This is a genomic window from Methylococcus mesophilus (assembly GCF_026247885.1).
In the GTDB taxonomy this organism is placed as follows: domain Bacteria; phylum Pseudomonadota; class Gammaproteobacteria; order Methylococcales; family Methylococcaceae; genus Methylococcus; species Methylococcus mesophilus.
Genome location: NZ_CP110921.1, coordinates 1,014,903 through 1,036,856 on the forward strand (window position 1 = coordinate 1,014,903; position 21,954 = coordinate 1,036,856).

Genomic DNA, 21,954 nt, shown 5'->3' on the forward strand with positions numbered 1-21,954 from the left:
TACCGATCTGCCCGATACTGGAGTTCGCACCATGGATTTCACCACCGCCGATCTCTGCGACCGGTTTTTCCCAAGCCACCCGCTGCAGATCGCGGAGCCGGCCTTCCGCGCCTTCGGCGCAGTCCCGCGCTTCCACGGACCGATCACCACCCTCAAGGTGTTCGAAGACAACGTCCTGCTCCGCGAAACGCTGGAACAAAAGGTCGAAGGCCGCGTGCTGGTCGTTGACGGCGGCGCCTCCCACCGCTGCGCGCTGCTGGGCGCAAACCTCGCGCGGCTCGCTGCCGACAATGGCTGGCGAGGGATCATCGTGTACGGTTGCGTGCGGGACTCCGTGGAGCTCGGTGCGCTGCCCATCGGCATCCGAGCGCTCCACACCCATCCGCTCAAGAGCCACAAGCGCGGTGGCGGCGACCGGGATTGCCTCATCACTTTCGCCAGCGTGAACTTCCGCAGCGACCATTACCTTTATGCGGACGAAGACGGTATCGTCGTCTCCGAGGAGAAGCTGATCTGATGGGAAATCGCCTGACCCGAATCTACACCCGAACCGGCGACGGCGGCACCACCGGCCTCGGCGACGGCGGCCGCACCGGCAAGGACAGCCTGCGCATCGAAGCCTGCGGTGCGGTCGACGAGCTGAACAGCACACTCGGCGTGGTGCTGACCCAGGCGACCTCGGAGGAACTCCGCGCCTGTCTGGCCGAGGTCCAGCAAACCCTGTTCGATCTGGGCGGCGAATTGAGTCTGCCCGGCCAAACCCTGATGCAGGCCCGGCAGACCGAATGGCTGGAAGCCTGGCTGAACCATTTCAACGGGCAGTTGCCGCCGCTCAAGGACTTCGTCCTGCCCGGCGGGAGCCTGCCGGCATCCTATTGCCACGTCGCACGGACGGTCTGCCGCCGGGCGGAACGGCGGCTGGTGGCGCTGGATCGCGCCGAGTCCGTCAACCCGGAATCGCTGGCCTATCTGAACCGGCTGTCGGACTTCCTTTTCGTGGTGGCCCGGACGCTGGCCCGCATGGGCGGCCATCACGAGCCGATCTGGCGCCGGGACCGCGAACCGCCGCTGCCTCGCGTTGATTCCGAGGTATCGCCATGCCACAATGCCCCACCTCCCAAGTAAGAAATTAACCTGGTAACAAACCCATGGAAATCATCCTCGCCAATCCCCGCGGCTTCTGCGCCGGCGTCGACCGTGCCATCGAAATCGTCGACCGCGCCATCGAAGTGTTCGGGGCACCGATCTACGTCCGCCACGAAGTCGTCCACAACCGCTACGTGGTGGATGGGCTTCGGGATCGCGGCGCGGTGTTCGTCGAGGAACTGTCCGAAGTGCCGGAAAATTCGACGGTCATCTTCAGTGCCCACGGCGTCTCCAAACAGATCCAGGAAGAAGCCAGGCAGCGCGGCCTTCAGGTTTTCGACGCCACCTGTCCGCTGGTCACCAAGGTCCATATCGAAGTGCACCAGCACGCCAACGAGGGCCGCGAGATCGTCTTCATCGGCCACGCCGGACATCCGGAGGTGGAAGGCACCATGGGACAGTACGACAACCCCGCCGGCGGCATCTATCTGGTGGAATCGCCGGAGGACGTCGAGCAGCTTCAGGTGAAGAATCCGGACAATGTGGCCTACGTAACCCAGACCACGCTTTCCATCGACGACACCGGCGCCGTGGTGGAAGCGCTGAAAGCGCGCTTCCCCAAGATACTGGGGCCACGCAAGGACGACATCTGCTATGCGACCCAGAACCGCCAGGATGCCGTAAAGAAGCTGGCGGCCCAGTGCGACACCATCCTGGTGGTCGGATCGCCCAACAGCTCCAACTCCAACCGCCTGCGCGAAATCGCCGACAAGCTGGGCCGCAAGGCCTTCCTGATCGACAATGCCGGCCAGTTGACCCGCGACATGGTCGCCGGCGCCGAACGCATCGGCGTCACCGCCGGCGCCTCGGCCCCCGAGATCCTGGTGCAGCAGGTCATCGCCCAGCTCAAGGAATGGGGCGGGCGCACCGCTACCGAAACCCGGGGCATCGAGGAAAAGGTCGTGTTTTCCCTGCCCAAGGAACTGCGCCGGCTCAGCGCCTGAGACGGCAAATTTCAACGTTCTGCTAAGGAGAAGTGACCATGGCCCTCACCCCCATGGATCTGGTGGCCGCTGCAAAACAGCGGATTCGTGAAGTCGGCACGAGCGAGGTTCAGGCAGCGCTCGGCGATACCTTGATTCTTGACGTCCGCGAGCCCGAAGAGTACGCGGCCGGGCACCTGCCCGGCGCCGTCAACATTCCGCGCGGCGTGGTGGAATTCCGCATCGAGACCCATCCCATATTCCAGGGAAAAAAGGACGCCGGCATCATCGTGTACTGCCAGAGCGGCCTCCGTTCAGCACTGGCCGCCGATATCCTGCAACAGCTCGGCTGGAGCGGGACCGTCAGCATGGCGGGCGGTTTCAAGGCCTGGAGCGAGGGCGGTCTGCCGGTTTCGAGCTGACCGCATGGCAGGACCGGGCGCGCGTCCCTCCCCTTTCGAGGAAGATGGAGAGAAGGTCAGGCTGGACAAATGGCTCTGGGCCGCCCGTTTCTTCAAGACCCGGCAGCTCGCCATCGAGGCCATCAACGGCGGCAAGGTCCATCTGAACGGCCAGCGGGCCAAGCCCGGCAAGGAAATCGGCGTCGGCGCACGGCTGGAAATCACCCGCGAACAGGATGCCTGGGAAGTCGTCGTCGAAGCCCTGAATACCCAGCGGCGGCCCGCCAGGGAAGCGGTGCTGCTCTATCGCGAAACCCCCGAGAGCCAGACACGGCGCGAGGCCGAGGCCGCCCGCAGACGGGATGAGCGGCAATTCGCGGACGAATCCGCACACCGCCCGTCAAAGAAGGACCGGCGCCTGATCCATCGCTTCAAGCAATCCCTGGACTGAAAGCCAGCGTGAACCTGCGCTCCGCTCCGGATTCCCGGCCCGAAATCGTCTATACCGTATCGCGCCTCAACCGCGAAGCCCGCATCACCCTGTCCAGCCATTTCGGCACGGTCTGGGTGGAGGGAGAAGTGTCCAACCTGGCCACACCGGCCTCGGGCCACCTGTATTTCACCCTGAAGGACGCCGAAGCCCAAGTCCGCTGCGCCATGTTCCGCGGGTCCGGACGCCTGCTCGGCTTCAAGCCCGCCAACGGCGATCACGTCCTGGCCCGCGCCCAGGTCGGACTGTACGAGCCCCGCGGCGATTATCAGTTGATCGTGGATCTGCTGGAGGAGGCCGGCGACGGCGCGCTCCAGCGCGCGTTCGAGGCCTTGAAGAAGCGCCTGGACGCCGAAGGACTGTTCGATCCGGCCCGCAAGAAGCCCGTCCCCCGCTTCCCCGCCTGCATCGGCGTCGTCACCTCGCCCACGGGTGCCGCGATCCGCGACATCCTCACCGTGCTGGCCAGGCGCTACCCGGCGGCTTCGGTCATCGTATTTCCCGCCAAGGTCCAGGGCAGCGAGGCGCCGGCGGAACTCGTCCGTGCCTTGCAGCGGGCCGATGCGGCCGGCTGGTGCGACGTCCTGCTGTTGGCGCGCGGCGGCGGCTCGCTGGAAGACCTCTGGGCCTTCAACGACGAAAGCCTGGCACGGGCCATCGCGGCCTGCCGAACGCCGGTGGTGACCGGGATCGGCCACGAAGTGGACTTCACCATCGCCGACTTCGCCGCCGACCTGCGCGCGCCTACGCCTTCCGCGGCCGCCGAATCCGTCACACCCGACCGGATCGACCTCGGCAATCGCCTGCAGCGCCTCGAATCCCAACTCGGCCGGAGTTTCCTCGGACGGCTGGAACGGGTCCAGCAGCGGCTCGATTTCGTCGAACGCCGGCTGCAGCAATGCCATCCCAAGCAGCGGCTGGGGCGCCAGGCACAGCGCCTGGCGGAGCTGCAGCACCGGCTGGCGCGACATGCCGCCGTCCGTTTGAATCTCCAGCGCCAGAGACTGCAAGCCCTGGAGCTGCGGCTCGTCCGCCACGATCCCATCCAGCGGGTGAAACGCCTTACCGAGAAGCTCGGTACGCTGGATTCCCGCCTGCGGCGCTCGGCCTCGCTCCTGCTGGAACGCCGAAGCGAACGGCTCGCAGCGCTGGGCCAGCGGCTGGACACGGTGAGCCCGCTAGCGACCCTGGCTCGGGGCTATTCGATCGCCCTGCGGGCGGCCGACAACGCCGTTGTCCACTCCTGGGAAGATATTCAGCCCGGAGAGATTCTTTACACCCGCCTGGCGGAGGGTTCGCTTCTCAGCCGCGTGGAAAAGGCCGAATCTGGCGGTCCGCCGGCTTTTCCTGGACAATCCCGGCGAGGCCGTTAAGGCGCTCGTCAACCAACCGCCAATAAGGAAGGAGCAAACCATGGTAAGAAAATTCGCGACGACCGTACTCACCGCCGGGGTGCTGAGCGGATGCGTGATGCAAAGCACTTACGACCGCGATGTCGGCTACGAAAGACAGCTCAACGAACAGCTGCGGACGGAAGTGGAAGCCGACGAGGTCAAGATCCAGCAGTTGCAGGACCGTCTCCGCGTCACCATGGAAGACGAGTTGCTGTTCCCCGAAGGCGGATACCAGATCAGCAAGGAAGGCAAGGCATCGATCGACAAGATCGTGTCTACGCTGCAGAGCGCCACCAATCACCGCATCGAAGTCGAAGGCCATACCGACAACGTGCCGATCGGCAAACATCTGGCCCACCGCTTCTCCAGCAATTGGGAGCTATCCGCCGGCCGAGCCGCCGAAGTGGTCAAGTATCTCCAATCCAAAGGCGTCGATCCATCGCGCATGACAGCCGCCGGACACGGCGAGTACCAGCCGGTGGCTTCGAACGCGACCGCGGAAGGAAAAGCCCAGAACCGCCGCATCGACATCGATCTCGTGCCGATCTACAAGCAATAATCCGGTCTGCCGGCCCAAGCCTGTCACTCGGTCTCGACAGGCCTGGGGCCCCATCATTAAAATTACGGCCTTTTGAATTCCGGGGACGCGCCGCACTGAGTGCTCCGGAAACTCCTTACCCAGCATCCGGAATTTCAGCGCCATGCATCAGAACGCCAAAGCTCTCATCGAAAACTATTACGCCGCCTTCAACGCAGGCGATATGGAGACCTTTCTGGGCCTCCTCACCGACGACGTGATCCACGACATCAACCAGGGCTCCCGCGAAATCGGCAAGGACGCTTTCCGCGCCTTCATGGACCGGATGAACCGCAATTACAAGGAACAGCTGGTCGACATGGCCATCATGACCAACGAAGACGGCAGCCGTGCCGCCGCCGAATTCGTGGTGCTCGGCGAGTACCTGGTGACCGACGAAGGCCTGCCGCCCGCCAAGGGCCAGAAATACCGCCTGCCGGCCGGCGCATTCTTCGACATCCGCGACGGCAAGGTCGCCCGCATCACCAACTACTACAACCTGCAGGACTGGATCGAGCAGGTCGAAAAGGCTTAGGCGCCATGAGCGAGGCGATCACCGTCAAGGTCCTGTCGGGGCCCGAAATCGGGAAATACATTCCCGACCTCGCGCGCTTGCGCATCGAAGTATTCCGAGACTTTCCCTATCTGTACGACGGCACCACGGAGTACGAGGAACGCTATCTGCAGACTTACGTGGAGTCGCCGGAGAGCGTGGTGGTACTGGCACTGGACGGCGAACGCGCCATCGGCGCCTCCACGGGCCTGCCGATGGAGGACGAAACGCCGGAATTCAAACGCCCCTTCCTCGAGCACGGCTACGATCCGGCCAGGATCTTCTACTGCGCCGAATCGGTGCTCCTGAAGGACTACCGCGGCCGGGGCATCTACAAGCAGTTCTTCGAAGGCCGCGAGGGCCATGCCAGCCGCCTGGGAAGGTTCGACTATTGCAGCTTCTGCTGCGTGCAGCGGCCGGAGAGTCATCCCTTGAGGCCCGCCGACTACGTGCCGCTCGATGCCATCTGGAGCCGGTTCGGCTACGTCAAGCACCCCGAACTCGTCACCAGCTATGCCTGGAAGGACGTCGATCAGTCCGAGGAGACGGAGAAGCCCATGGTGTTCTGGCTCAAGCCGCTGAAGGATTCCGCCCGATGAAGCCGCTGTTCATCGCCGCTGCCCAGTACGACATCGGCTTCCTCGGCGACTGGTCCGCCTACCAGGAAAAAACCGGGCGCTGGGTAGGAGAGGCCGCCGGCAACGGCGCGCAGATGCTGGTGTTCCCGGAATACTTCAGCATGGAACTGGCCTCGCTGTTCCCGGAGGCGGTCTACCGCAGTCTGTCCGGCCAATTGGCGGAAATGCAAACGGTTCTGCCCGATTTCATGATGCTCTATGCCGATCTGGCGGAGCAACATGGCATCTACATCCTGGCCGGCTCCTTCCCGGTGCGGCAGCCGGACGGCAGCTACCGCAACCGCGCCTTTCTGTTCCGCCCGGACGGCAGGCCGGAATTCCAGGATAAGCTGCAGATGACCCGGTTCGAGAACGAACAGTGGCTGATCTCGCCGGGCACGGAAATCCGCACTTTCGACACCGAGTTCGGCCGGATCGGCATCAACATCTGCTACGACAGCGAATTCCCCATGATCGCCCGCCGACAGGTGGAAATGGGCGCGAACCTGATCCTGGTGCCGAGCTGCACCGATACCGTAGCCGGCTATCACCGGGTCCGCATCGGCTGCCAGGCGCGGGCGCTGGAAAACCAGTGCTACGTCGTGCAGTCGCCGACCGTGGGATTGGCGCCCTGGTCCGAGGCGGTGGATGTCAACGTCGGCGCGGCGGCGGTCTATACGCCGGTGGATTACGGCTATCCCGACAACGGCATCCTGGCGATCGGCGAGCTGAACCGCCCGCAATGGGTCTATGCCGAAATCGACCTCGGCTCCATCGCCCGCGTCCGCGAAACCGGCCAGGTCTTCAACTACCGCGACTGGCCGGCCCAGTTCGATCTGGTCAGGTAGGCGAAAATCAAAGGATCATTGCGAGACCGGCCAGCACTGCCACGCCGCCGCTCACGTACGCGGTTTTCTTGAACCAGCCCAGGCTGCGCCACCAGGTCCCGATTGCTTCGCGCCGGTTCCTGAACCGGGCCTTTCCTTCCTCGATTTTGAGGGCGACTTTCGGCGCCAGTTTCCGGACGGCCAGGATCAGCACGATGATGAAAGTGATCATGCTGGTCCAGGCCGCTTTGTGCTGGGCCTCCAGATGATCGAGCTCGAACACCTTCGAATAGAAGGTGGTCAGGGCATGCTGGGAAAGTTCGAGCAGCAGGTCGGCGAATTCGATCAGCCCCTCGAGCATCAGCTCGCCCGCAAAAACGGCCGAGATCAGGAAAATGGCTGGGAGCCCGTAACGGATCAGTTTTCTCTTGTCGATCATGATGTGTATTGTTCTTGTCGAGTCCTGTCGTCAAAAACGCGATGCGGCCATCGGATCGGCCCGATTAAAAAACCCGCGGAAATATAGTGTTAATTCGCGCGGGATTCAATCCGCGGCCCGCGAAGGCTTGTTTCGCCGATGTTGACCTTGCGGCTGTTTTCCTCCGAGCCGCGGCGCATTCGGGGGCTTTGGGCCATGCTGTTCGCCTCCCTCCTGTTTTCCGTGATGAGTGTCTCGGTATACGCACTCGGGGTGAGGCATCCCGAACTGCCGGCAATGACGGTCAGTTTTTTCCGGATCATCGTCAACCTCGCCGTTCTCCTCCTTCCTGCGTTCGTCCGCTCGCAGGTGCCGTCCCTGCTGGGCGACATGCGTCTGTCCCTGTGGCTGCGCGGCTTGTTCGGCTCGCTGGCTCTGATTCTTTCCTTCATCTCGATTCAGCGGATCGGACCGGGAGAGGCGGCCTTTCTCGGTGCCAGCAGCGGGGTGTTCGTGGCCTTGCTCGGCCCGAAAGTGCTCGCGCAGAGGAACAGCGGCTGGATCTGGGCCGCGCTGGCCGGTTCCCTGGCCGGCCTGTACCTGCTGCTGATGCCGCGCGCGGGCGCTTCCGATGAACTGGGCAGGCTGATGGCACTGGGCTCGGGGCTCCTCAGCGCCCTCGCCTATCTGATGGTCGCCCGCGCCGGACGCAGCAATCCGCCCGGCACGGTCGTGTTCTATTTCTGCGCGGTTGCCATACCGATGCATCTGGCCTGGTTCGGACTCTCGGGATTCACTATGCCGCGGGAAGGGGAAGCCTGGGCCTTGCTCCTCGTTTGCGGCTTGGCGGCGAGCGGCGCGCAGATCCTGATGACACGGGCCTATCAGGACTCCCCTGCGGCCCTCGTCGGCGCCGTGAGCTACGCCACGCCGGTGTTCAATCTGGCCTTCGGCTGGCTTTGGTTCGCCAAGGTTCCCGATGGAACGGCGCTGGCCGGCTGCGCCCTGGTGCTGCTTTGCGGCGTGCTGCTGCCGTTCCTGAGCGCCCGCGGCACCTGATCGGCTAGGGCTCGCCGCCGCCATGTTCGTGGTGGTGCGCAGCCTCCCCGGACTGCAGGTTTTTCACGCCCACCCCGTGCTCGTATACCATCAATCCGCCCAGGTCGGCGCCGAAAAACATCGCCGTTGCCATGAGACCCGCCAGAAAGAGGTGAAAGGCGTTGGCCATGCCGGAGAACCGGTAGCGGGCAATCAGCCGCCAGAGGGAGAGGACGAGGGAAAGACTGGTGACCGTCAACCCCAGCCGCTTATGCCATTCCATGATCTCGTGCACTGCTTCGCCGTGGGGAACGAAACCCGCCGCAAACAGCCCCGCAGCCGCCGCCGACACCGCGCCCAGCGCTCCCAGGTACAGCATCCAGCTCGCGACCAAACGCAGTTCGTTCTTACGCAACGCCACGGCAATCAGATCGAGCAGAAAAAACGCGCTCAGGAAAGCGATCGGAAAATGCACCAGGAGGGGATGGATGTTCGGAGCGAGCGCGGAAACGCCCGGCAAGAACTCGAACGTTCCGCCGCCATCGAAAAACCGCGTGGTCGAATCGAGCGCGTTGTCCAGCAACCCGACCCAGCCCGCCCCGGCCCCATCGTCTGCACCGTGTACCGCAGGTGTGAGGAACCCGCTGCCGCCCGAAACCGGCCAGCCAAAAAATGCCATGATGCACTCCGCGTCTTGTCTAGACGCCGCATCCTAAAGGATCGGGGATGGACTTGCCATCCCCGGCCCTGGCGCGCCCTCGAATGCTGTCGCCAAGTGTCAGCGTGAACGCGCAAGACGCAGTTTGTCTCCGCTCCTGCCCGAGGCGGCGGCAGGACGCGCGGTCTTGGCTTTTGCGGCGTGGCGGATACTCACGGCCACATGCGGGCGTCCGGCCTTGCCGTGCAAGGGTTTGGAGAACTTGGCGAAATGGACGTGGCTCCCCTTCGCGGGTTTGGCGGGTGCCTTGTGCGAAACCTGCCGATGAGGCCGCACCGGAGAATCGCCCGCCACGCTGAACGGGCTGGGCGCGTGATCCAGCGGACTTTCGTAATCCACCCCTTCCGGGAAGAACCGGTCCGGATCGCTGGCGATCTCCGCCGCAGCCAGAAACTCCGCATAGTAATTACGGGAGGCGAAGCCGAATAGCGGATGGTCGTAATCCTGGACGATGCGTTCGAAATTGTGTCCGTAAGTGTTCTTCGCCTTCTGCATTCCGCCGATGCCGTGATTATAGGAAGTCACGGCCAGCGGCCAGCTCCCGAGCTTGCCATAGGCATGGCTGAGATAGCGCGCCGCGCCATGGGCGGACGCGATCGGGTCCAGACGCGCGGCAACGCTGTCCTGGCCGTTCATGAAGGTCTTGGCGGCCCCGGCGGTGAACTGCCAGACGCCGACCGCACCCGCGGAGGATCTGGCATTGGCCTGGAACGAGGACTCGACGTGGGGCAGAAAAGCCAGTTCCTCGGGCAGGCCGGCGTTGCGGAAAATGCGGCGGAAATGCTCGTCGTAGCGCCCGCTGATTTCCAGGCCGCGCTTGAAACGCTCCCGCAGGCCCCGCTGATAGCGGAGACGCTCGGCAGCACCCCGGATTGCCGTCCGGACGTCCGCCTGCTCCCCGATCCGCCGGGCCAGCTGCTGGTCGGCGGCGTCCAGCGGCGCCCTTGATGCCAGCTTGTCCTCCAGGTTCCGCAAGCGGTATTTCCAGTAATCGACCCGCGCCTGCACCAGGGATTTCTGGCTGGGCGTAAAACCGCCACCGGCCTCCCCCGGCAGATCGACGACCTCGTAAACCAAGCCCATGTGACGGTCATCGTGCAGGGCGACCTGGGACCGGCTCCACTCCGCATAGACATTGCGCCAGAAGGCGACCTGGGGCTCAAGAGCGGGGTACCGCGGAAACAGTCCCCCGAAATAACGAGTCATGTACTCCGCCCGTGGCCGGCTCCTCGGCATGAAATCGAGATCCTGGGATGTCACCGATTCGGCCGAAGGGACGGCCTGTGCCGGCGCATCCTTCCTCGGTGCCACGGTGCGCGAGGAACACGCGACCAGCAGCAAGGCCGGAACGATGCAGACGAACCCTCGAGCGAATTGCTTGACCATGTGCGTGTCCCCCTTGGCATGAGCCGGCGCCCTCCCCTTCGGTTATGTACCGTTGCCGGTATCGCCCGAAGCCGTCGCCTTGTATCGGTGCTCTATTGTAGTCCGCTACCTCGGAGCGACAACTGCCGTGGTGATGCTTCGCCGGCCGCCCCTATTCCCTAGCGCTTCCCTAGCGCGATTTAGGCATCAACGGCAACGATGCGCCGATTTCCACGTCTTCCGCGCCCTGCAGAACGTTTTCAACCTGGAGAAAGCGGGCGCCGATCTTTTTTGAAAGAGCCTTCGCCAGCTTGCGGTAATATTTGTCCAACAAAGCCGTCCGCGATTTACGGAAATCCAGAGCCGCCCTCACCAGTTCGTCAGCCTTGGCTTCGCTGATGGTTTCGAAATTGGCCGCATAGTCGTTGATCAGCGCATAGCGACTCTCGTTCAGTTTCATCAGGTCCGCTTCATACTGGTGATAAATCGACCAGAATTTCTTGCCTTGAGCCTCGTCCAGGTCCATCGCATCGGCAACGAATTCGCGCTTCTCCATCCGGATACTGGCCCGGAACAGCGCCAGTTCGTCCTGTTCGGCAAGCTGCGCCGCCGGGGCGGGCGAGGGCGCCGGCTCTTTTGCGGCATAGGTATCGATGCCGGTAAATAGGAGAGCAAGCGCCATTGCTGCTGAACCAAAGGGATTGTTCATGAAAAGAGCTGCTCCCGGCGTCGTGAGGTTTCTTCTATCATAGGCCAGCCGTAATCCAAATGCACAGGGTTATCTGTGTCATACCGTGAGCCTTACCCGGTAATTCCCGCCTATCACCAGATACTCGGCCTCTCCACGCAAGGGATGGCACGGCAGCAGGTCGTTGAAGAACAGGAGCTTCACGACCGGCACTTCGGTTTCGAGGATATAGGCGCCGAACTGCCCCGCATGCGTTCGGTCGCTGGAGAACGAGACGATATTGTTGAGGCGCACCAGGATTTCCCGTCCGTTGCCGGAGCCCAGGGTGCAGAATTCGCCGACGTTGTCGACCCCGCGGTACAGCCTGATGTGACGGCGCGACGGCGTCTTGAAGCGCGCGATCACCCATTGGCAAAACTCGAAAAGCAGGTCGAGCTGCAAATAGATACAGTTGTTGTGGAAGCGGGTCGCCATTTTCTCTTCGACGTAGCCCATCCAGGCAGGGGCAGCGAATCCGGTCAGCGGCTGCTTGTGGAAAGTGGGGAACAAGCCGAAGCGGCTCTCGACCCAACCCTTCAACACCGCCCCTTGCGGATTGTTGGAATCGAAGCCCCAGTCCTGCAGCAGGCGCAGGTAACTGCCCCGGAACCGTCGCCGTCCCTGCCTGTCTTCACCGCGGCGCTGCTCCTCCTCGAAACCGAACACCACGCTCATATAATCCTGGAAGACGTCCCCCGCCTCATGAAGACTTTCGCAGCCGCTCAGCCTGGCAAACAGACTGCTGTTGGCCTCGCGTGTACCGTGGATGCGCAGCGGCAGGGGATGCTGGTTGAAGTCCGGGCTGGCGAGAAGTCCAGTTGGGATCCCGACGAGATTGGTGCTGTGCCCTGCGAGGGCAACGTTGTGCGAGCGCTGACTTTCGGGTGGAGAATGCGGGCCGGCCATGGCGCCCTAGGGTATCACCGGAATGGGCGTATACACGCCCCAAGGCGCCGCTAAAAATCAGACTTCGCCCACCACGAGCCGCGCCCCGGTTTGATCCTCATTGGCTCTGACCAATGTAGCGGGCGCTTTTCCCTCCACCGTGTCGTCATCCACGATGCACTGGCGTACATCGGATTGGGAGGGAATCTCGAACATAGGCCGCCGGAGGATGTGTTCGATGATGCTGCGCAGGCCGCGCGCGCCGGTGTCGCGCTCGATGGTGCGCGCGGCGATGCGGCGGATCGCGGTCTCGGTGAAGACCAGTTCGACGCCTTCGTAGGCGAACAGCTTCTGGTACTGCCGTACCAAAGCATCGCGGGGCTCGGTGAGAATGCGGACGAAAGCCTCCTCGTCCAGCGGCTCCAGCGGGGCGATGACCGGCAGGCGGCCGATGAATTCGGGGATGAGTCCGAATTTGCGCAGGTCCTCCGGCTGAATCTCGGCGAGCAATTCTTCCATCGGGGGTTTCTTCGAGTCCTGCATCGGAGCGTGGAAGCCGATTTCGCCGCGCGGCGGGCCGATGCGTTTCTCCACGTGCTTTTCCAGTCCCGGAAACGCGCCGCCCGCGATGAACAGGATGTTGCGGGTGTCGATCGTGACCTCGTCCCCGCCTCCGCTCCCTTCGCGCCGCCTGCCGCGGGCCGCCACTTTCACCTGGCTGCCCTCGACGAAGCGAAGCAGCGCCTGCTGCACGCCCTCGCCGGAAATGTCGCGGGTGTTGATAGCCATTTCCGGGCTCTTCGCCAGCTTGTCGACTTCGTCGATGTAGACGATGCCCCACTCGGCCCGTTCGACGCTGCCGTCGGCAGCCTCCAGCAGACGGACCAGGATGTTCTCGACGTCGTCCCCGACATAGCCGGCCTGGGTGAGCGTGGTCGCATCGGCCACCACGAAGGGCACACCGACGATGCGCGCCAGGGTGCTGGCCAGCAGGGTCTTGCCGGTGCCGGTCGGCCCGATCATCAGGATGTTGGACTTGCCGACCTGGACCTCGGCATCGTCCCCGGCCAGCCCAAGAATCTCGCGGCTCTCGTGGCGGAGGCGCTTGTAGTGGTTATAGACGGCGACGGACAGGATTTCCTTGGACAGCTCCTGGCCGATCACGTACTGGTCGAGATGGCGTTTGATGTCCTCCGGCTTGGGGACGTTGCCGTGCAGCTCCGCCATCGAGCGTTTGCGGCCCCAGTTGGTCACGACCTGTTCGGCCAGCCGTACGCAGGCTTCGCAGATCTGGCCCTCGATGCCCGCGATGAGCGGGGTGTCTCTACCTTGTTCGATGCCGCAAAAGGAACAGTGCTGGGTCTTTCCCGGCGTGTCGCTGCTCATGCCGTCCTCCTCAAAAATTTTCCTGATTCAAGATTCAGCTGCCGCGGGTTCCCTGCACACCGCCTCGCCATCGCACTGCCTGCATTCGTGGGCCGCTTCGACGCGCCGCTTCACCAGTTCGTCTTCCAGGATCTCGATCCGATCCAGCAGGCACTGCACTGCTCTGCCGACCGGATCGGGGATCAGATGATGGTCCAGGTCGATACCGTGCGGGTCCGCCTTGCGCGAACTCTTGGGCTGGACAATCTTGCCGGGGATGCCGACCACCGTGCAGTAGGCCGGCACGTCCTTGATCACGACCGAATTCGCACCGACGCGGACCTGGTCGCCCAGGACAATGGGCCCCAGAATTTTGGCGCCCGCGCCGATCAGCACCCCGTTGCCCAGGGTAGGATGGCGTTTGACCTTGTTCCACGAGGTGCCGCCGAGGGTAACGCCGTGATAAAGAGTCACGTCGTCGCCGATCTCGGCGGTCTCACCGATCACGACGCCGGCGCCGTGGTCGATGAAGAAGCGCCGGCCAATGGTCGCACCGGGATGGATGTCGACGTTGGTCAGCCAGCGGGCGAACGCCGCCAGCAGCCGTGCGCTCAGCCGATGTCCGGCGCGCCACAGGCGGTGGGCGAGCCGGTGCAGCAGCACCGCGTGGACGCCGGGATAGGTCAACATGACTTCCAGCCGGCTGCGGGCCGCCGGATCGCGCTCGAATACGCAGCCGACGTCCTCGCGCAGAAGCTCCGCGAGGGACGGGCTGGCGGCTTCGCCTCCTACCACGGAACCACACTCCACGAGGTCCGTCCCGGAACCGGCGGCGCCGGGATGATGTAGAAGGGGTATTCCTCCTGGTCTTTCGCCGCAGTCTCCTGCTCCTGCGCGGGGACGCTGGGGATGACCGATTTGCAATAGTCCTGGTCGATGAATCCGTAGCCGATCATGGAACACCTCCTTACATGGGGACACATGAAAAACTCTCGAAAAGGCATCAAGCAACCGATATGCCATCATCAAAAAACAAGTGAATCCCAGTGAATTCAATACATTGCGTCGCGGGTCTTAGTGCCGGCACCGCACATCCCTTCTGTGCCAGGCGGAATTTGTAGGATTCATGACAAACACTCCGCAGCCGGGTCTGGGGCAAGATTTCACCGAGTCGTGCCGTAGCCCGGTATATGATGGGCACCCTTCGTCACGCTCATTGGAGGAGTTCAAGTTTGGACAGGTCGCCCGCCCTCATCCTGGCACACGGCTGTTTCGAAGACGTCCACGGCAAAGTGGCCCATGGCCTGATCCGCGGCACGGACCGCTTCGACATTGTCGCCGTGATCGATCCGGATTGTGCCGGCCACGACGCCGGCACCCTGCTCGACGAACGGCCTCGGGGCATCCCCGTGCTCGCCTCGGTCGAAGCCGCGCTGGCTCAGGGGCGAAGACGCCCAGCTGTCGCCATCGTCGGCATGGCGACCCACGGCGGCCGCTTCACCGAAACCCTGCGCGCAGCCTTGCTCGAAGCCGCTGCAGCCGGCCTGTCGCTGGTCAACGGCCTGCACGACCTCGCCGGCGACGATCCGGAAATCGCGGCGGAAGCGGCCCGCCACGGCACCAGAATTCTCGACTTGCGCCGACCCAAGCCTATTGCAGAACTGCACTTCTGGACCGGCCAGATCCACGGCGTCGCCGCACCGCGGATCGCGGTGCTCGGCACCGATTGCGCCCTGGGAAAGCGCACCACCGCCCGCCTGCTGACCCAGGCTCTGATTGCGGACGGCGTCAGGGCCGAGATGATCTACACCGGCCAGACCGGCTGGATGCAGGGTGGACGGCACGGCCTCATCCTGGACGCCCTCCCCAACGATTTCGTCAGCGGCGAGCTGGAGCACGCCATCCTGAGCTGCTACCGCGAAGCCAGGCCCGATCTCATCATCCTGGAAGGACAGTCCGCCCTGCGCAATCCGAGCGGGCCTTGCGGGGCGGAGCTGTTGCTGTCCGGAGCCGCGGCGGGCGTCATCCTGCAGCACGCGCCCGGCCGGCGCTGCTACGACGGCTTCGAGGGCCCCCGTTTCCGGATTCCTCCCGTGGAAGACGAAATCCGGCTGATCGAACACTACGGCGTACCGGTGCTGGGCGTCAGCCTGAACGGACGGGATTCCAGCCCGGAAGGATTGCGGGAAGCGCAGCGCAGACTGGCCCGGACCCTGGACATCCCGGTCGTCTGCCCGCTGGAAGACGGCGTAACCGAACTGCTGCCGCCGCTGCGGGCGTTGCTGGAACGGGAGGAAGTCGCATGAAGATCGCCGACATCCGGGTGCGGACCGAACATTTTCCGCTGACGCGCCCCTACCGCATCGCCTTCCGCTCGGTCGAGGAAGTCGACAATCTCATCGTCGAAATCAGGACCGCCGACGGATTGCTCGGATTGGGCGCCGCCTCGCCCGAACACCACGTCACCGGCGAAACCCTGGAAGCCTGCCACTCCGCATTGGAGCGGGACCGTCTCGGGTGGCTGATCGGCACGGACATCCGGACCCTGCCGCGGCTGTGCCGGGAATTGGCCGAACGGCTGCCCGCCGCACCGGCCGCCCGCGCCGCCCTCGACATGGCGCTGCACGATCTGTTGGCCCAGGGTCTCGACCTGCCACTGGTCGAAATCCTGGGGCGCGCCCACGACAGCCTGCCGACCTCGGTCACGATCGGCATCAAGCCGGTCGAAGAAACACTGGCCGAGGCGCGCGAATATCTGACCCTCGGCTTCCGGGTGCTCAAGGTCAAGCTTTGCGGCAACGAGGAGCAAGACTTCGAACGCCTGCACCGGCTGCACGAAACACTGGCCGGGCGCGCCGTCGTGCGGGTCGATCCCAATCAGAGCTACGATCTCGACGGCCTGCTCCGTCTGGACCGGCTGAGGCAGGAACTCGGCATCGAGTTCGTCGAACAGCCCTTTCCGGCGGAGCGGACCGACTGGTTGCGGGCGTTGCCGGAAGCGGCGCGCCGCCGGATCGCCGCCGACGAATCCCTGCTCGGCCCCGCTGACGCCTTTTCCCTGGCCGCGCCGCCTGCCGCCTGCGGCATCTTCAACATCAAGCTCATGAAGTGCGGAGGGCTGGCCCCGGCGCTGCGGATCGCCGCGATCGCCGAAACGGCGGGCATCGCGCTGATGTGGGGCTGCATGGACGAGAGCCGCATCAGCATCGCCGCCGCCCTGCACGCTGCCCTCGCCTGCCCGGCGACCCGCTATCTCGACCTGGATGGCAGCTTCGACCTGGCCAGGGACGTCGCAGAAGGCGGCTTTGTACTCGAGGACGGCCGGCTCCGGGTGACCGAACGGCCCGGCCTCGGACTCGTATACCTGGACTAGAGGACAGCCATGCAATTCCTGGTCAACATCGAAGACGTGGCCCACGTCATCCAGCTTGCGGTGGCCCCGGTGTTCCTCCTGACCAGCATCGGGGCGGTGCTGTCGGTGATGACGGTCCGCCTCTCTCGCTGCATCGACCGGGCGCGCTACCTGGAAGACAACCTCGAAAAGCTCGACCAGAAGATGCGCCATTTCGCCCATGTGGAACTCAGAATTTTGTGGCGGCGCGCCCGGATGATCGGCGCAGCCCTCACCCTCTGCACGATCAGCGCGCTCCTGATCTGCACGGTCGTCGGCATCCTGTTCGTCGGCGGCATTTCCGACACCGAGCTGGGCACGGCGATCGCGCTGCTGTTCATCGCGGCCATGGCCACGCTGATGCTGGCCTTGCTCGTCTTCCTGGTGGAAATCTATATCGGCATCGCGACCCTGCGGGTCGGGCCGCGCTGAGGACTTGAATCCCATGATCGATTTCGAAATCGCCCGCGATGCTCAAACCGGCAAGGAAACCTGGTCGGTACCGCTCAAAGGCGCTTTGCTGCTGAACCATCCGTTGTTCAACAAGGGCACGGCCTTCCCTGAACAGGAGCGCCGCGAACTGGGCCTGCTCGGTCTGCTGCCACCGCATGTCGACACCCTTGAAACCCAGGTAGAACGTGCCTACGAGGCATTCAAGGGCAAGGCCACCGACCTGGAACGCCACATCTACCTGCGTGCCCTGCAGGACGAGAACGAAGTGTTGTTCTACCGGCTGATGCGGGATTACATCGGGGAGACGATGCCCGTCGTCTACACGCCGACCGTGGGCGAAGCCTGCCAGCGGTTCAGCCACATCTACCGGCATCCGCGGGGACTGTTCATCGCCTACCCGGAGCGCGAGCACATCGACGAGCTGCTGGCCAATACCCCGCAGCGCGACGTGGACGTCATCGTGGTGACGGACGGCGAGCGCATCCTCGGTCTGGGCGACCAGGGCGCAGGCGGCATGGGCATCCCCATCGGCAAGCTGGCGCTGTATACCCTCTGCGGCGGCATCCACCCCGCCCGCACACTGCCGGTGCTGCTTGACGTCGGCACGGACAACCCGGAACTGCTGAACGACCCGCTGTACATGGGCTGGCGCCACACGCGGGTGCGGGGCGCCGAATATGAAACCTTCGTCGAGCGCTTCGTGCAGGCGGTGACGCGGCGCTACCCGAACGTGCTGCTGCAATGGGAAGACTTCGCCCAGGCCAATGCCGGTCCGCTGCTGGAGCGCTACCGCGACCGGCTCTGCACCTTCAACGACGACATCCAGGGTACGGCGGCGGTCGCCACCGGCACCGTACTGGCCGCGGTCAAGGCCACGGGAGTTCGGCTGCAGGACCAGGTCTTCGCCGTGTTCGGCGCGGGCTCCGCCGGCTGCGGCATCGGCGAGCAACTGTGCGCAGCCATGGTCCGGGACGGCTTGTCCGAGACCGAAGCGCGCTCGCGTTTCTATCTGATCGACCGGCCCGGCCTGCTGCGCGAGGGGCTCACCGGACTGCTGCCGTTCCAGCAGCCCTTCGCGCAACCCGCCGCCCGGCTGGCCGGCTGGCGGTTGGATCAAGCCGGGACCATCGGCCTGGCCGAGGTAGTGAACAACGCACACCCGAGCGTGCTGATCGGCGTCTCAGGTGTGACCGGGGCTTTCACCGAATCCATCGTCAAAACGATGGCCATCCGGGTGCTGCGCCCTATCGTCCTGCCGCTGTCGAACCCGACTTCCCGCTGCGAAGCCCTGCCCGCGCAGATTCTGGCCTGGACCGAAGGGCGTGCCCTGGTCGCCACCGGCAGCCCGTTCGCCGACGTCGCCTGGGAGGGGCGGACGATCCCGATTTCGCAATGCAATAACAGCTATATTTTTCCTGGACTGGGGCTGGGCATCCTCGCCATAGGCGCGCGCCGGGTGACCCCCGGCATGTTCATGGCCGCTGCGCAAGCCCTGGCCGACGCCTCCCCCGCGGCAACCGACCCGGATGCGCCCCTGCTTCCGCCCCTGACAGCCATCCGCAGCGTATCGCGCCTTATCGCACTGGCTGTCGCGAAGGAGGCCATAGCCGCCGGCGTCGCCGGGTACTCCAGCGATGCGGACCTGGAACACTTGGTGGACGAACGGATGTGGACCCCGGTTTATGCGCAGCTGACAGGGATTAGCTCGTGGTAATACCTACGAAGCATGGCCGCTGCCGCTTTTGATCTTGAATCCCGTTCAGCCGCACCAGCATCGCAGCTTGCCTAGCGGGAGAGTTGGTTCATTTAATTGTTTGACGAAATTTAAGGGGATTTCCATGAAAAAAATAGCGGCTCGTATGGCAGGCTTTGTGGCCGTTGCCGGTGCTTTAGCAGGTCCAGTTGCCGATGCTTGCACCCGCTTCACCTATATCGGCGCGGAAAACAATGTAATTACCGGCAGATCCTGGGATTGGCCAAACGATGGACACGCGGATTTATGGGCATACCCGGCAGGAATTTCCCGTAGCGGCAATGGCAACGACAAAAACAGCCTGCACTGGGTCTCTAAATATGGCAGTGTTACCACGAGCGCTTTCAATATTGCAACCGCTGACGGCATAAATACAGAAGGGTTGAGTGTGAACATACTCTACCTTTCAGGAAGCGGGTATGCCAAGCCGGTTTCAGGCAAAAAGAACCTGACCCTGCTCAGCTGGGGGCAATTTATGCTGGACAACTATGCCACGGTCAATGATGCTGTAAAAGACTTTGGCAGCGGCAAATATAACATGCTGGCAGTGCCCGATGTTGACGGCAAAAAAATGGATCTTCACATGGCAATTAGCGATGCCAGTGGAGATAATGCCATTTTTGAATATATCAACGGCAAATTAGTCGTTCATCACGGCAGCCAGTATAACGTAATGACAAACGAACCATCGTTTGACCAGCAACTATCGTTGAATACCTATTGGCAGCGACAAGAGGGTAATTTTTTACCGGGAACCGAAAACCCCAGCGACCGTTTCGTTCGCGCCAGTTACTATCTGAGCAACGCCTTACGATCCACCGACTATCAACAAGAGATCGCCACGGTATTTTCAATTATTCGCAACGTATCGGTTCCGTTTGAGAAAGCAAAAGACGCCAGCCGTCCAAATTTGTATCCAACTTATTGGCGCAGCGTTGCCGACTTGAAACGCAAGATTTATTATTTCGAAGAAACCAATCATCCCAATGTGTTTTGGGTTGAGCTGGACAAACTGGATTTTAAACCGGGCGCCGCAATAAAAAAACTGGCCCTAGCTAACGGTGAAATTTATAGCGGCGAAACCAGTAAATATTTTATCGCGGCGCAAGCATTTACCACCCCGCAAATTACTCCCGACAAATAAAAATCTCGACCGCGGGTCCGAAACCCCACATTCAAACCAGTCTCCAACGACCGACGGATTCAGAGAACCCAGCCATGACCGAAACCTCCAAACGCTGCACCGGCGCCGACCTGTTGGTCGATTCGCTGCAAGCGCTGGGCGTCGAATACGTCTTCGGCGTGCCCGGCGGCGCGATACTCCCGATCCTGAACGTGCTGGCCGACCGCGGCCCGCGCTTCATCGTTTGCCGGGACGAAACCGGCGCCGCCTTCATGGCCCAGGCCTGGGGCCGGATCACCGGCCAGCCCGGCGTGGTGCTTACCACATCCGGCCCCGGCCTCATCAATGCCGTCTGCGGCGTGGCGACCGCTACCGAAGACCGCGACCCGCTGGTCGTCATCACCGGCCAGGTGCCGCGGGCCGTGCAGTTCAAGCAAAGCCACATGAACCTGGATTCGGTCGGCCTGTTCGCGCCGATCACCCAGTGGAGCGTCGAGGTCGAGGAACCGAACACCGTATCGGAAATCCTGGTCAACGCCTTCCGCACCGCGCAAGCGCCGCGCGCCGGGGCCGTCCACGTCTCGGTGCCGAACGACATGCTCACCGCGCCGGTCACGGCGCAAGCCCTGGCGCCGGCCGAACCCGCCGTCTGGGGTGCGGCCCCGGCCGCCATCGTCGAACGCGCGGCGTCCCTGCTGAACGATGCCAAAGCGCCCGCCATCCTGCTCGGCGTGCGGGCCAGCACACCTGGAGCGGCGGCGGCGGTCCGGCGTTTCCTGGAGCGGCATCCGCTGCCGGTGGCGATGACCTTCGAGGCCGCCGGCACCCTGTCGCGCAATCTGGTCGATCAGTTCGTCGGCCGGGTCGGTTATGTGCTCAACCAGCCGGGCGACGATGTGCTGCGGCAAGCCGATCTGGTGCTCACCATCGGCTACGACCCGATCGAATACGAACCTTCCGCCTGGATCTCACCGCAGTCGCAGGCGATCCACCTGGATGCGCTGCCCGCCACCGTCGACCGGGCCTACCGCCCTGCCGCCGAACTGGTCGGCGACATCGCCGCCAACCTGGACGCGCTCGGCAGCCTGCTCCGAATCGAGGATCGAGCCGAACGCCCCGCCGTCGCCGCGGCGCGGCAGCGTCTGCTGGAGGAGCAAGCCCGCGGCGCAGCGCTGACCGGCATGCCGGTCCACCCCTTGCGCTTCATCCACGACCTTCGGGCCACGCTGGACGACGCGGTGACGGTGACCTGCGACGTCGGCGCCCACGAGATCTGGATGGCCCGCTATTTCTTCTGCTACGCCCCGCGCCACCTCCTGTTCAGCATGGGCCACCAGACCATGGGCGTCGCCCTGCCCTGGGCCATCGGCGCGGCCCTGGCCCGGCCGGGGAAGAAGGTGGTTTCGGTATCCGGCGACGGCTCCTTCCTCATGACCTGCATGGAGCTGGAAACCGCCGTGCGCCTGAAGCTGCCGATCGTCCACATCGTCTGGAAAGACGGCGGCTACAACCTGATCCACAGCCTGCAGATGCGCGACTACGGCCGCAGCTTCGGCGCCGAATTCGGCCCCACCGACTTCGTCAAGCTGGCGGAAGCCTTCGGCGCGACCGGCTACCGGATCGAATCCGCGGACGACATCGTTCCGGTGCTGAACCGTGCCCTGGCCGCCGATGCGCCGGTCCTGATAGAAGTCCCCATCGACTACAGCGACAACGCCGACCTGGTCGATGCGATCAACGCCTCCGCCCAGCACTGACTTACTAATGGTTAAGAAAGCAATGTCACACAA

25 protein-coding genes are annotated in these 21,954 nt (G+C 63.6%); 17 read left to right on the forward strand and 8 right to left on the reverse strand.

The features are described from left to right. Nucleotides 1–31 precede the first annotated feature (31 nt). The 10 genes from rraA (at nt 32) to OOT43_RS04600 (ending at nt 6,949) form a co-directional block, all read left to right on the forward strand. A complete protein-coding gene (gene rraA, locus OOT43_RS04555; RefSeq protein WP_266023539.1) occupies nt 32–517 on the forward strand; it encodes a ribonuclease E activity regulator RraA in 486 nt (161 codons plus the stop codon). Then, nucleotides 517–1,125 (forward strand): cob(I)yrinic acid a,c-diamide adenosyltransferase, encoded by a 609-nt coding sequence (locus OOT43_RS04560; protein ID WP_266023541.1) that lies wholly within the window; start codon nt 517–519, stop codon nt 1,123–1,125. The genes rraA and OOT43_RS04560 overlap by 1 nt, the downstream gene beginning before the upstream one ends. A 23-nt stretch (nt 1,126–1,148) precedes the next feature. Further along, nucleotides 1,149–2,090, forward strand: coding sequence for a 4-hydroxy-3-methylbut-2-enyl diphosphate reductase (gene ispH, locus OOT43_RS04565; protein ID WP_266023543.1), 942 nt, complete (start codon nt 1,149–1,151; stop codon nt 2,088–2,090). Between the two features lie 38 nt (nt 2,091–2,128). Next, the gene (locus OOT43_RS04570) at nt 2,129–2,491 is read left to right on the forward strand and encodes a rhodanese-like domain-containing protein (RefSeq protein ID WP_266023545.1); all 363 of its coding nucleotides are present in this window, start codon (nt 2,129–2,131) and stop codon (nt 2,489–2,491) included. Between the two features lie 4 nt (nt 2,492–2,495). Then, nucleotides 2,496–2,921 (forward strand): RNA-binding S4 domain-containing protein, encoded by a 426-nt coding sequence (locus OOT43_RS04575; protein WP_266023547.1) that lies wholly within the window; start codon nt 2,496–2,498, stop codon nt 2,919–2,921. 8 nt (nt 2,922–2,929) lie between these two features. After that, entirely contained in the window at nt 2,930–4,333 is a 1,404-nt protein-coding gene (gene xseA / locus OOT43_RS04580; RefSeq protein ID WP_266023549.1) for an exodeoxyribonuclease VII large subunit, read from the forward strand. Between the two features lie 40 nt (nt 4,334–4,373). After that, complete coding sequence (locus tag OOT43_RS04585; RefSeq protein WP_266023551.1) at nt 4,374–4,913, forward strand: OmpA/MotB family protein; 540 nt, start codon at nt 4,374–4,376, stop codon at nt 4,911–4,913. A 142-nt stretch (nt 4,914–5,055) separates the two neighbouring features. After that, nucleotides 5,056–5,466 carry a ketosteroid isomerase-related protein gene (locus OOT43_RS04590; RefSeq protein WP_266023553.1) on the forward strand — a complete coding sequence of 137 codons (411 nt, stop codon included), beginning with the start codon at nt 5,056–5,058 and terminating at the stop codon, nt 5,464–5,466. Between the two features lie 5 nt (nt 5,467–5,471). Next, the gene (locus OOT43_RS04595) at nt 5,472–6,083 is read left to right on the forward strand and encodes a GNAT family N-acetyltransferase (RefSeq protein ID WP_266023555.1); all 612 of its coding nucleotides are present in this window, start codon (nt 5,472–5,474) and stop codon (nt 6,081–6,083) included. After that, a complete protein-coding gene (locus tag OOT43_RS04600; RefSeq protein WP_266023557.1) occupies nt 6,080–6,949 on the forward strand; it encodes a carbon-nitrogen hydrolase family protein in 870 nt (289 codons plus the stop codon). Before OOT43_RS04595 ends, OOT43_RS04600 begins: the two co-directional genes overlap by 4 nt. Nucleotides 6,950–6,956: 7 nt before the next feature. Here the strand turns inward: OOT43_RS04600 and OOT43_RS04605 are convergent, their stop codons facing one another. Then, the gene (locus OOT43_RS04605; RefSeq protein ID WP_266023559.1) at nt 6,957–7,367 is read right to left on the reverse strand and encodes a hypothetical protein; all 411 of its coding nucleotides are present in this window, start codon (nt 7,365–7,367) and stop codon (nt 6,957–6,959) included. A gap of 138 nt (nt 7,368–7,505) precedes the next feature. On the opposite strand from OOT43_RS04605, the gene OOT43_RS04610 reads away from it, so the two are divergent. After that, the gene (locus OOT43_RS04610; RefSeq protein ID WP_266023561.1) at nt 7,506–8,405 is read left to right on the forward strand and encodes a DMT family transporter; all 900 of its coding nucleotides are present in this window, start codon (nt 7,506–7,508) and stop codon (nt 8,403–8,405) included. A gap of 4 nt (nt 8,406–8,409) precedes the next feature. On the opposite strand, the gene OOT43_RS04615 is transcribed toward OOT43_RS04610, so the two are convergent. The 7 genes from OOT43_RS04615 to OOT43_RS04645 all read right to left on the reverse strand — a co-directional run bounded on the left by OOT43_RS04615 (nt 8,410) and on the right by OOT43_RS04645 (nt 14,400). Next, entirely contained in the window at nt 8,410–9,063 is a 654-nt protein-coding gene (locus OOT43_RS04615; RefSeq protein ID WP_266023563.1) for a DUF2231 domain-containing protein, read from the reverse strand. A gap of 99 nt (nt 9,064–9,162) precedes the next feature. Then, nucleotides 9,163–10,488, reverse strand: coding sequence for a lytic transglycosylase domain-containing protein (locus tag OOT43_RS04620; protein WP_266023565.1), 1,326 nt, complete (start codon nt 10,486–10,488; stop codon nt 9,163–9,165). A gap of 169 nt (nt 10,489–10,657) precedes the next feature. Next, nucleotides 10,658–11,176 carry a hypothetical protein gene (locus tag OOT43_RS04625; protein ID WP_266023567.1) on the reverse strand — a complete coding sequence of 173 codons (519 nt, stop codon included), beginning with the start codon at nt 11,174–11,176 and terminating at the stop codon, nt 10,658–10,660. A 78-nt stretch (nt 11,177–11,254) separates the two neighbouring features. Then, complete coding sequence (locus OOT43_RS04630) at nt 11,255–12,100, reverse strand: NAD(+)--dinitrogen-reductase ADP-D-ribosyltransferase (protein ID WP_266023568.1); 846 nt, start codon at nt 12,098–12,100, stop codon at nt 11,255–11,257. 57 nt (nt 12,101–12,157) lie between these two features. Then, nucleotides 12,158–13,465, reverse strand: coding sequence for an ATP-dependent Clp protease ATP-binding subunit ClpX (gene clpX, locus OOT43_RS04635; RefSeq protein WP_266023570.1), 1,308 nt, complete (start codon nt 13,463–13,465; stop codon nt 12,158–12,160). Between the two features lie 27 nt (nt 13,466–13,492). Next, entirely contained in the window at nt 13,493–14,239 is a 747-nt protein-coding gene (gene cysE, locus OOT43_RS04640) for a serine O-acetyltransferase (protein WP_266023572.1), read from the reverse strand. Beyond that, nucleotides 14,233–14,400 (reverse strand): hypothetical protein, encoded by a 168-nt coding sequence (locus OOT43_RS04645; RefSeq protein ID WP_266023573.1) that lies wholly within the window; start codon nt 14,398–14,400, stop codon nt 14,233–14,235. The genes cysE and OOT43_RS04645 overlap by 7 nt, the downstream gene beginning before the upstream one ends. A gap of 276 nt (nt 14,401–14,676) precedes the next feature. Between OOT43_RS04645 and OOT43_RS04650 the strand changes: the two genes are divergently transcribed. The 6 genes from OOT43_RS04650 to alsS all read left to right on the forward strand — a co-directional run bounded on the left by OOT43_RS04650 (nt 14,677) and on the right by alsS (nt 21,921). Beyond that, the gene (locus OOT43_RS04650) at nt 14,677–15,750 is read left to right on the forward strand and encodes a DUF1611 domain-containing protein (protein ID WP_266023574.1); all 1,074 of its coding nucleotides are present in this window, start codon (nt 14,677–14,679) and stop codon (nt 15,748–15,750) included. After that, nucleotides 15,747–16,817 (forward strand): dipeptide epimerase, encoded by a 1,071-nt coding sequence (locus OOT43_RS04655; protein ID WP_266023575.1) that lies wholly within the window; start codon nt 15,747–15,749, stop codon nt 16,815–16,817. Before OOT43_RS04650 ends, OOT43_RS04655 begins: the two co-directional genes overlap by 4 nt. 9 nt (nt 16,818–16,826) lie before the next feature. Further along, nucleotides 16,827–17,267 carry a DUF2721 domain-containing protein gene (locus tag OOT43_RS04660; RefSeq protein WP_266023576.1) on the forward strand — a complete coding sequence of 147 codons (441 nt, stop codon included), beginning with the start codon at nt 16,827–16,829 and terminating at the stop codon, nt 17,265–17,267. 13 nt (nt 17,268–17,280) lie between these two features. Beyond that, a complete protein-coding gene (locus tag OOT43_RS04665; protein WP_266023577.1) occupies nt 17,281–19,002 on the forward strand; it encodes an NAD-dependent malic enzyme in 1,722 nt (573 codons plus the stop codon). A 124-nt stretch (nt 19,003–19,126) separates the two neighbouring features. Further along, a complete protein-coding gene (locus tag OOT43_RS04670; RefSeq protein WP_266023579.1) occupies nt 19,127–20,185 on the forward strand; it encodes a linear amide C-N hydrolase in 1,059 nt (352 codons plus the stop codon). A gap of 74 nt (nt 20,186–20,259) precedes the next feature. Continuing rightward, complete coding sequence (gene alsS, locus OOT43_RS04675; protein ID WP_266023581.1) at nt 20,260–21,921, forward strand: acetolactate synthase AlsS; 1,662 nt, start codon at nt 20,260–20,262, stop codon at nt 21,919–21,921. Nucleotides 21,922–21,954: the final 33 nt, after the last annotated feature.

Coding starts and splice junctions, on each gene's coding strand:
- rraA (WP_266023539.1), top strand. CDS start 32: ATGGATTTCACCACCGCCGATCTCTGCGACCGGTTTTTCCCAAGCCAC.
- OOT43_RS04560 (WP_266023541.1), top strand. CDS start 517: ATGGGAAATCGCCTGACCCGAATCTACACCCGAACCGGCGACGGCGGC.
- ispH (WP_266023543.1), top strand. CDS start 1,149: ATGGAAATCATCCTCGCCAATCCCCGCGGCTTCTGCGCCGGCGTCGAC.
- OOT43_RS04570 (WP_266023545.1), top strand. CDS start 2,129: ATGGCCCTCACCCCCATGGATCTGGTGGCCGCTGCAAAACAGCGGATT.
- OOT43_RS04575 (WP_266023547.1), top strand. CDS start 2,496: ATGGCAGGACCGGGCGCGCGTCCCTCCCCTTTCGAGGAAGATGGAGAG.
- OOT43_RS04585 (WP_266023551.1), top strand. CDS start 4,374: ATGGTAAGAAAATTCGCGACGACCGTACTCACCGCCGGGGTGCTGAGC.
- OOT43_RS04590 (WP_266023553.1), top strand. CDS start 5,056: ATGCATCAGAACGCCAAAGCTCTCATCGAAAACTATTACGCCGCCTTC.
- OOT43_RS04595 (WP_266023555.1), top strand. CDS start 5,472: ATGAGCGAGGCGATCACCGTCAAGGTCCTGTCGGGGCCCGAAATCGGG.
- OOT43_RS04600 (WP_266023557.1), top strand. CDS start 6,080: ATGAAGCCGCTGTTCATCGCCGCTGCCCAGTACGACATCGGCTTCCTC.
- OOT43_RS04605 (WP_266023559.1), bottom strand. CDS start 7,367: ATGATCGACAAGAGAAAACTGATCCGTTACGGGCTCCCAGCCATTTTC.
- OOT43_RS04610 (WP_266023561.1), top strand. CDS start 7,506: ATGTTGACCTTGCGGCTGTTTTCCTCCGAGCCGCGGCGCATTCGGGGG.
- OOT43_RS04615 (WP_266023563.1), bottom strand. CDS start 9,063: ATGGCATTTTTTGGCTGGCCGGTTTCGGGCGGCAGCGGGTTCCTCACA.
- OOT43_RS04620 (WP_266023565.1), bottom strand. CDS start 10,488: ATGGTCAAGCAATTCGCTCGAGGGTTCGTCTGCATCGTTCCGGCCTTG.
- OOT43_RS04625 (WP_266023567.1), bottom strand. CDS start 11,176: ATGAACAATCCCTTTGGTTCAGCAGCAATGGCGCTTGCTCTCCTATTT.
- OOT43_RS04630 (WP_266023568.1), bottom strand. CDS start 12,100: ATGGCCGGCCCGCATTCTCCACCCGAAAGTCAGCGCTCGCACAACGTT.
- clpX (WP_266023570.1), bottom strand. CDS start 13,465: ATGAGCAGCGACACGCCGGGAAAGACCCAGCACTGTTCCTTTTGCGGC.
- OOT43_RS04645 (WP_266023573.1), bottom strand. CDS start 14,400: ATGATCGGCTACGGATTCATCGACCAGGACTATTGCAAATCGGTCATC.
- OOT43_RS04655 (WP_266023575.1), top strand. CDS start 15,747: ATGAAGATCGCCGACATCCGGGTGCGGACCGAACATTTTCCGCTGACG.
- OOT43_RS04660 (WP_266023576.1), top strand. CDS start 16,827: ATGCAATTCCTGGTCAACATCGAAGACGTGGCCCACGTCATCCAGCTT.
- OOT43_RS04665 (WP_266023577.1), top strand. CDS start 17,281: ATGATCGATTTCGAAATCGCCCGCGATGCTCAAACCGGCAAGGAAACC.
- OOT43_RS04670 (WP_266023579.1), top strand. CDS start 19,127: ATGAAAAAAATAGCGGCTCGTATGGCAGGCTTTGTGGCCGTTGCCGGT.
- alsS (WP_266023581.1), top strand. CDS start 20,260: ATGACCGAAACCTCCAAACGCTGCACCGGCGCCGACCTGTTGGTCGAT.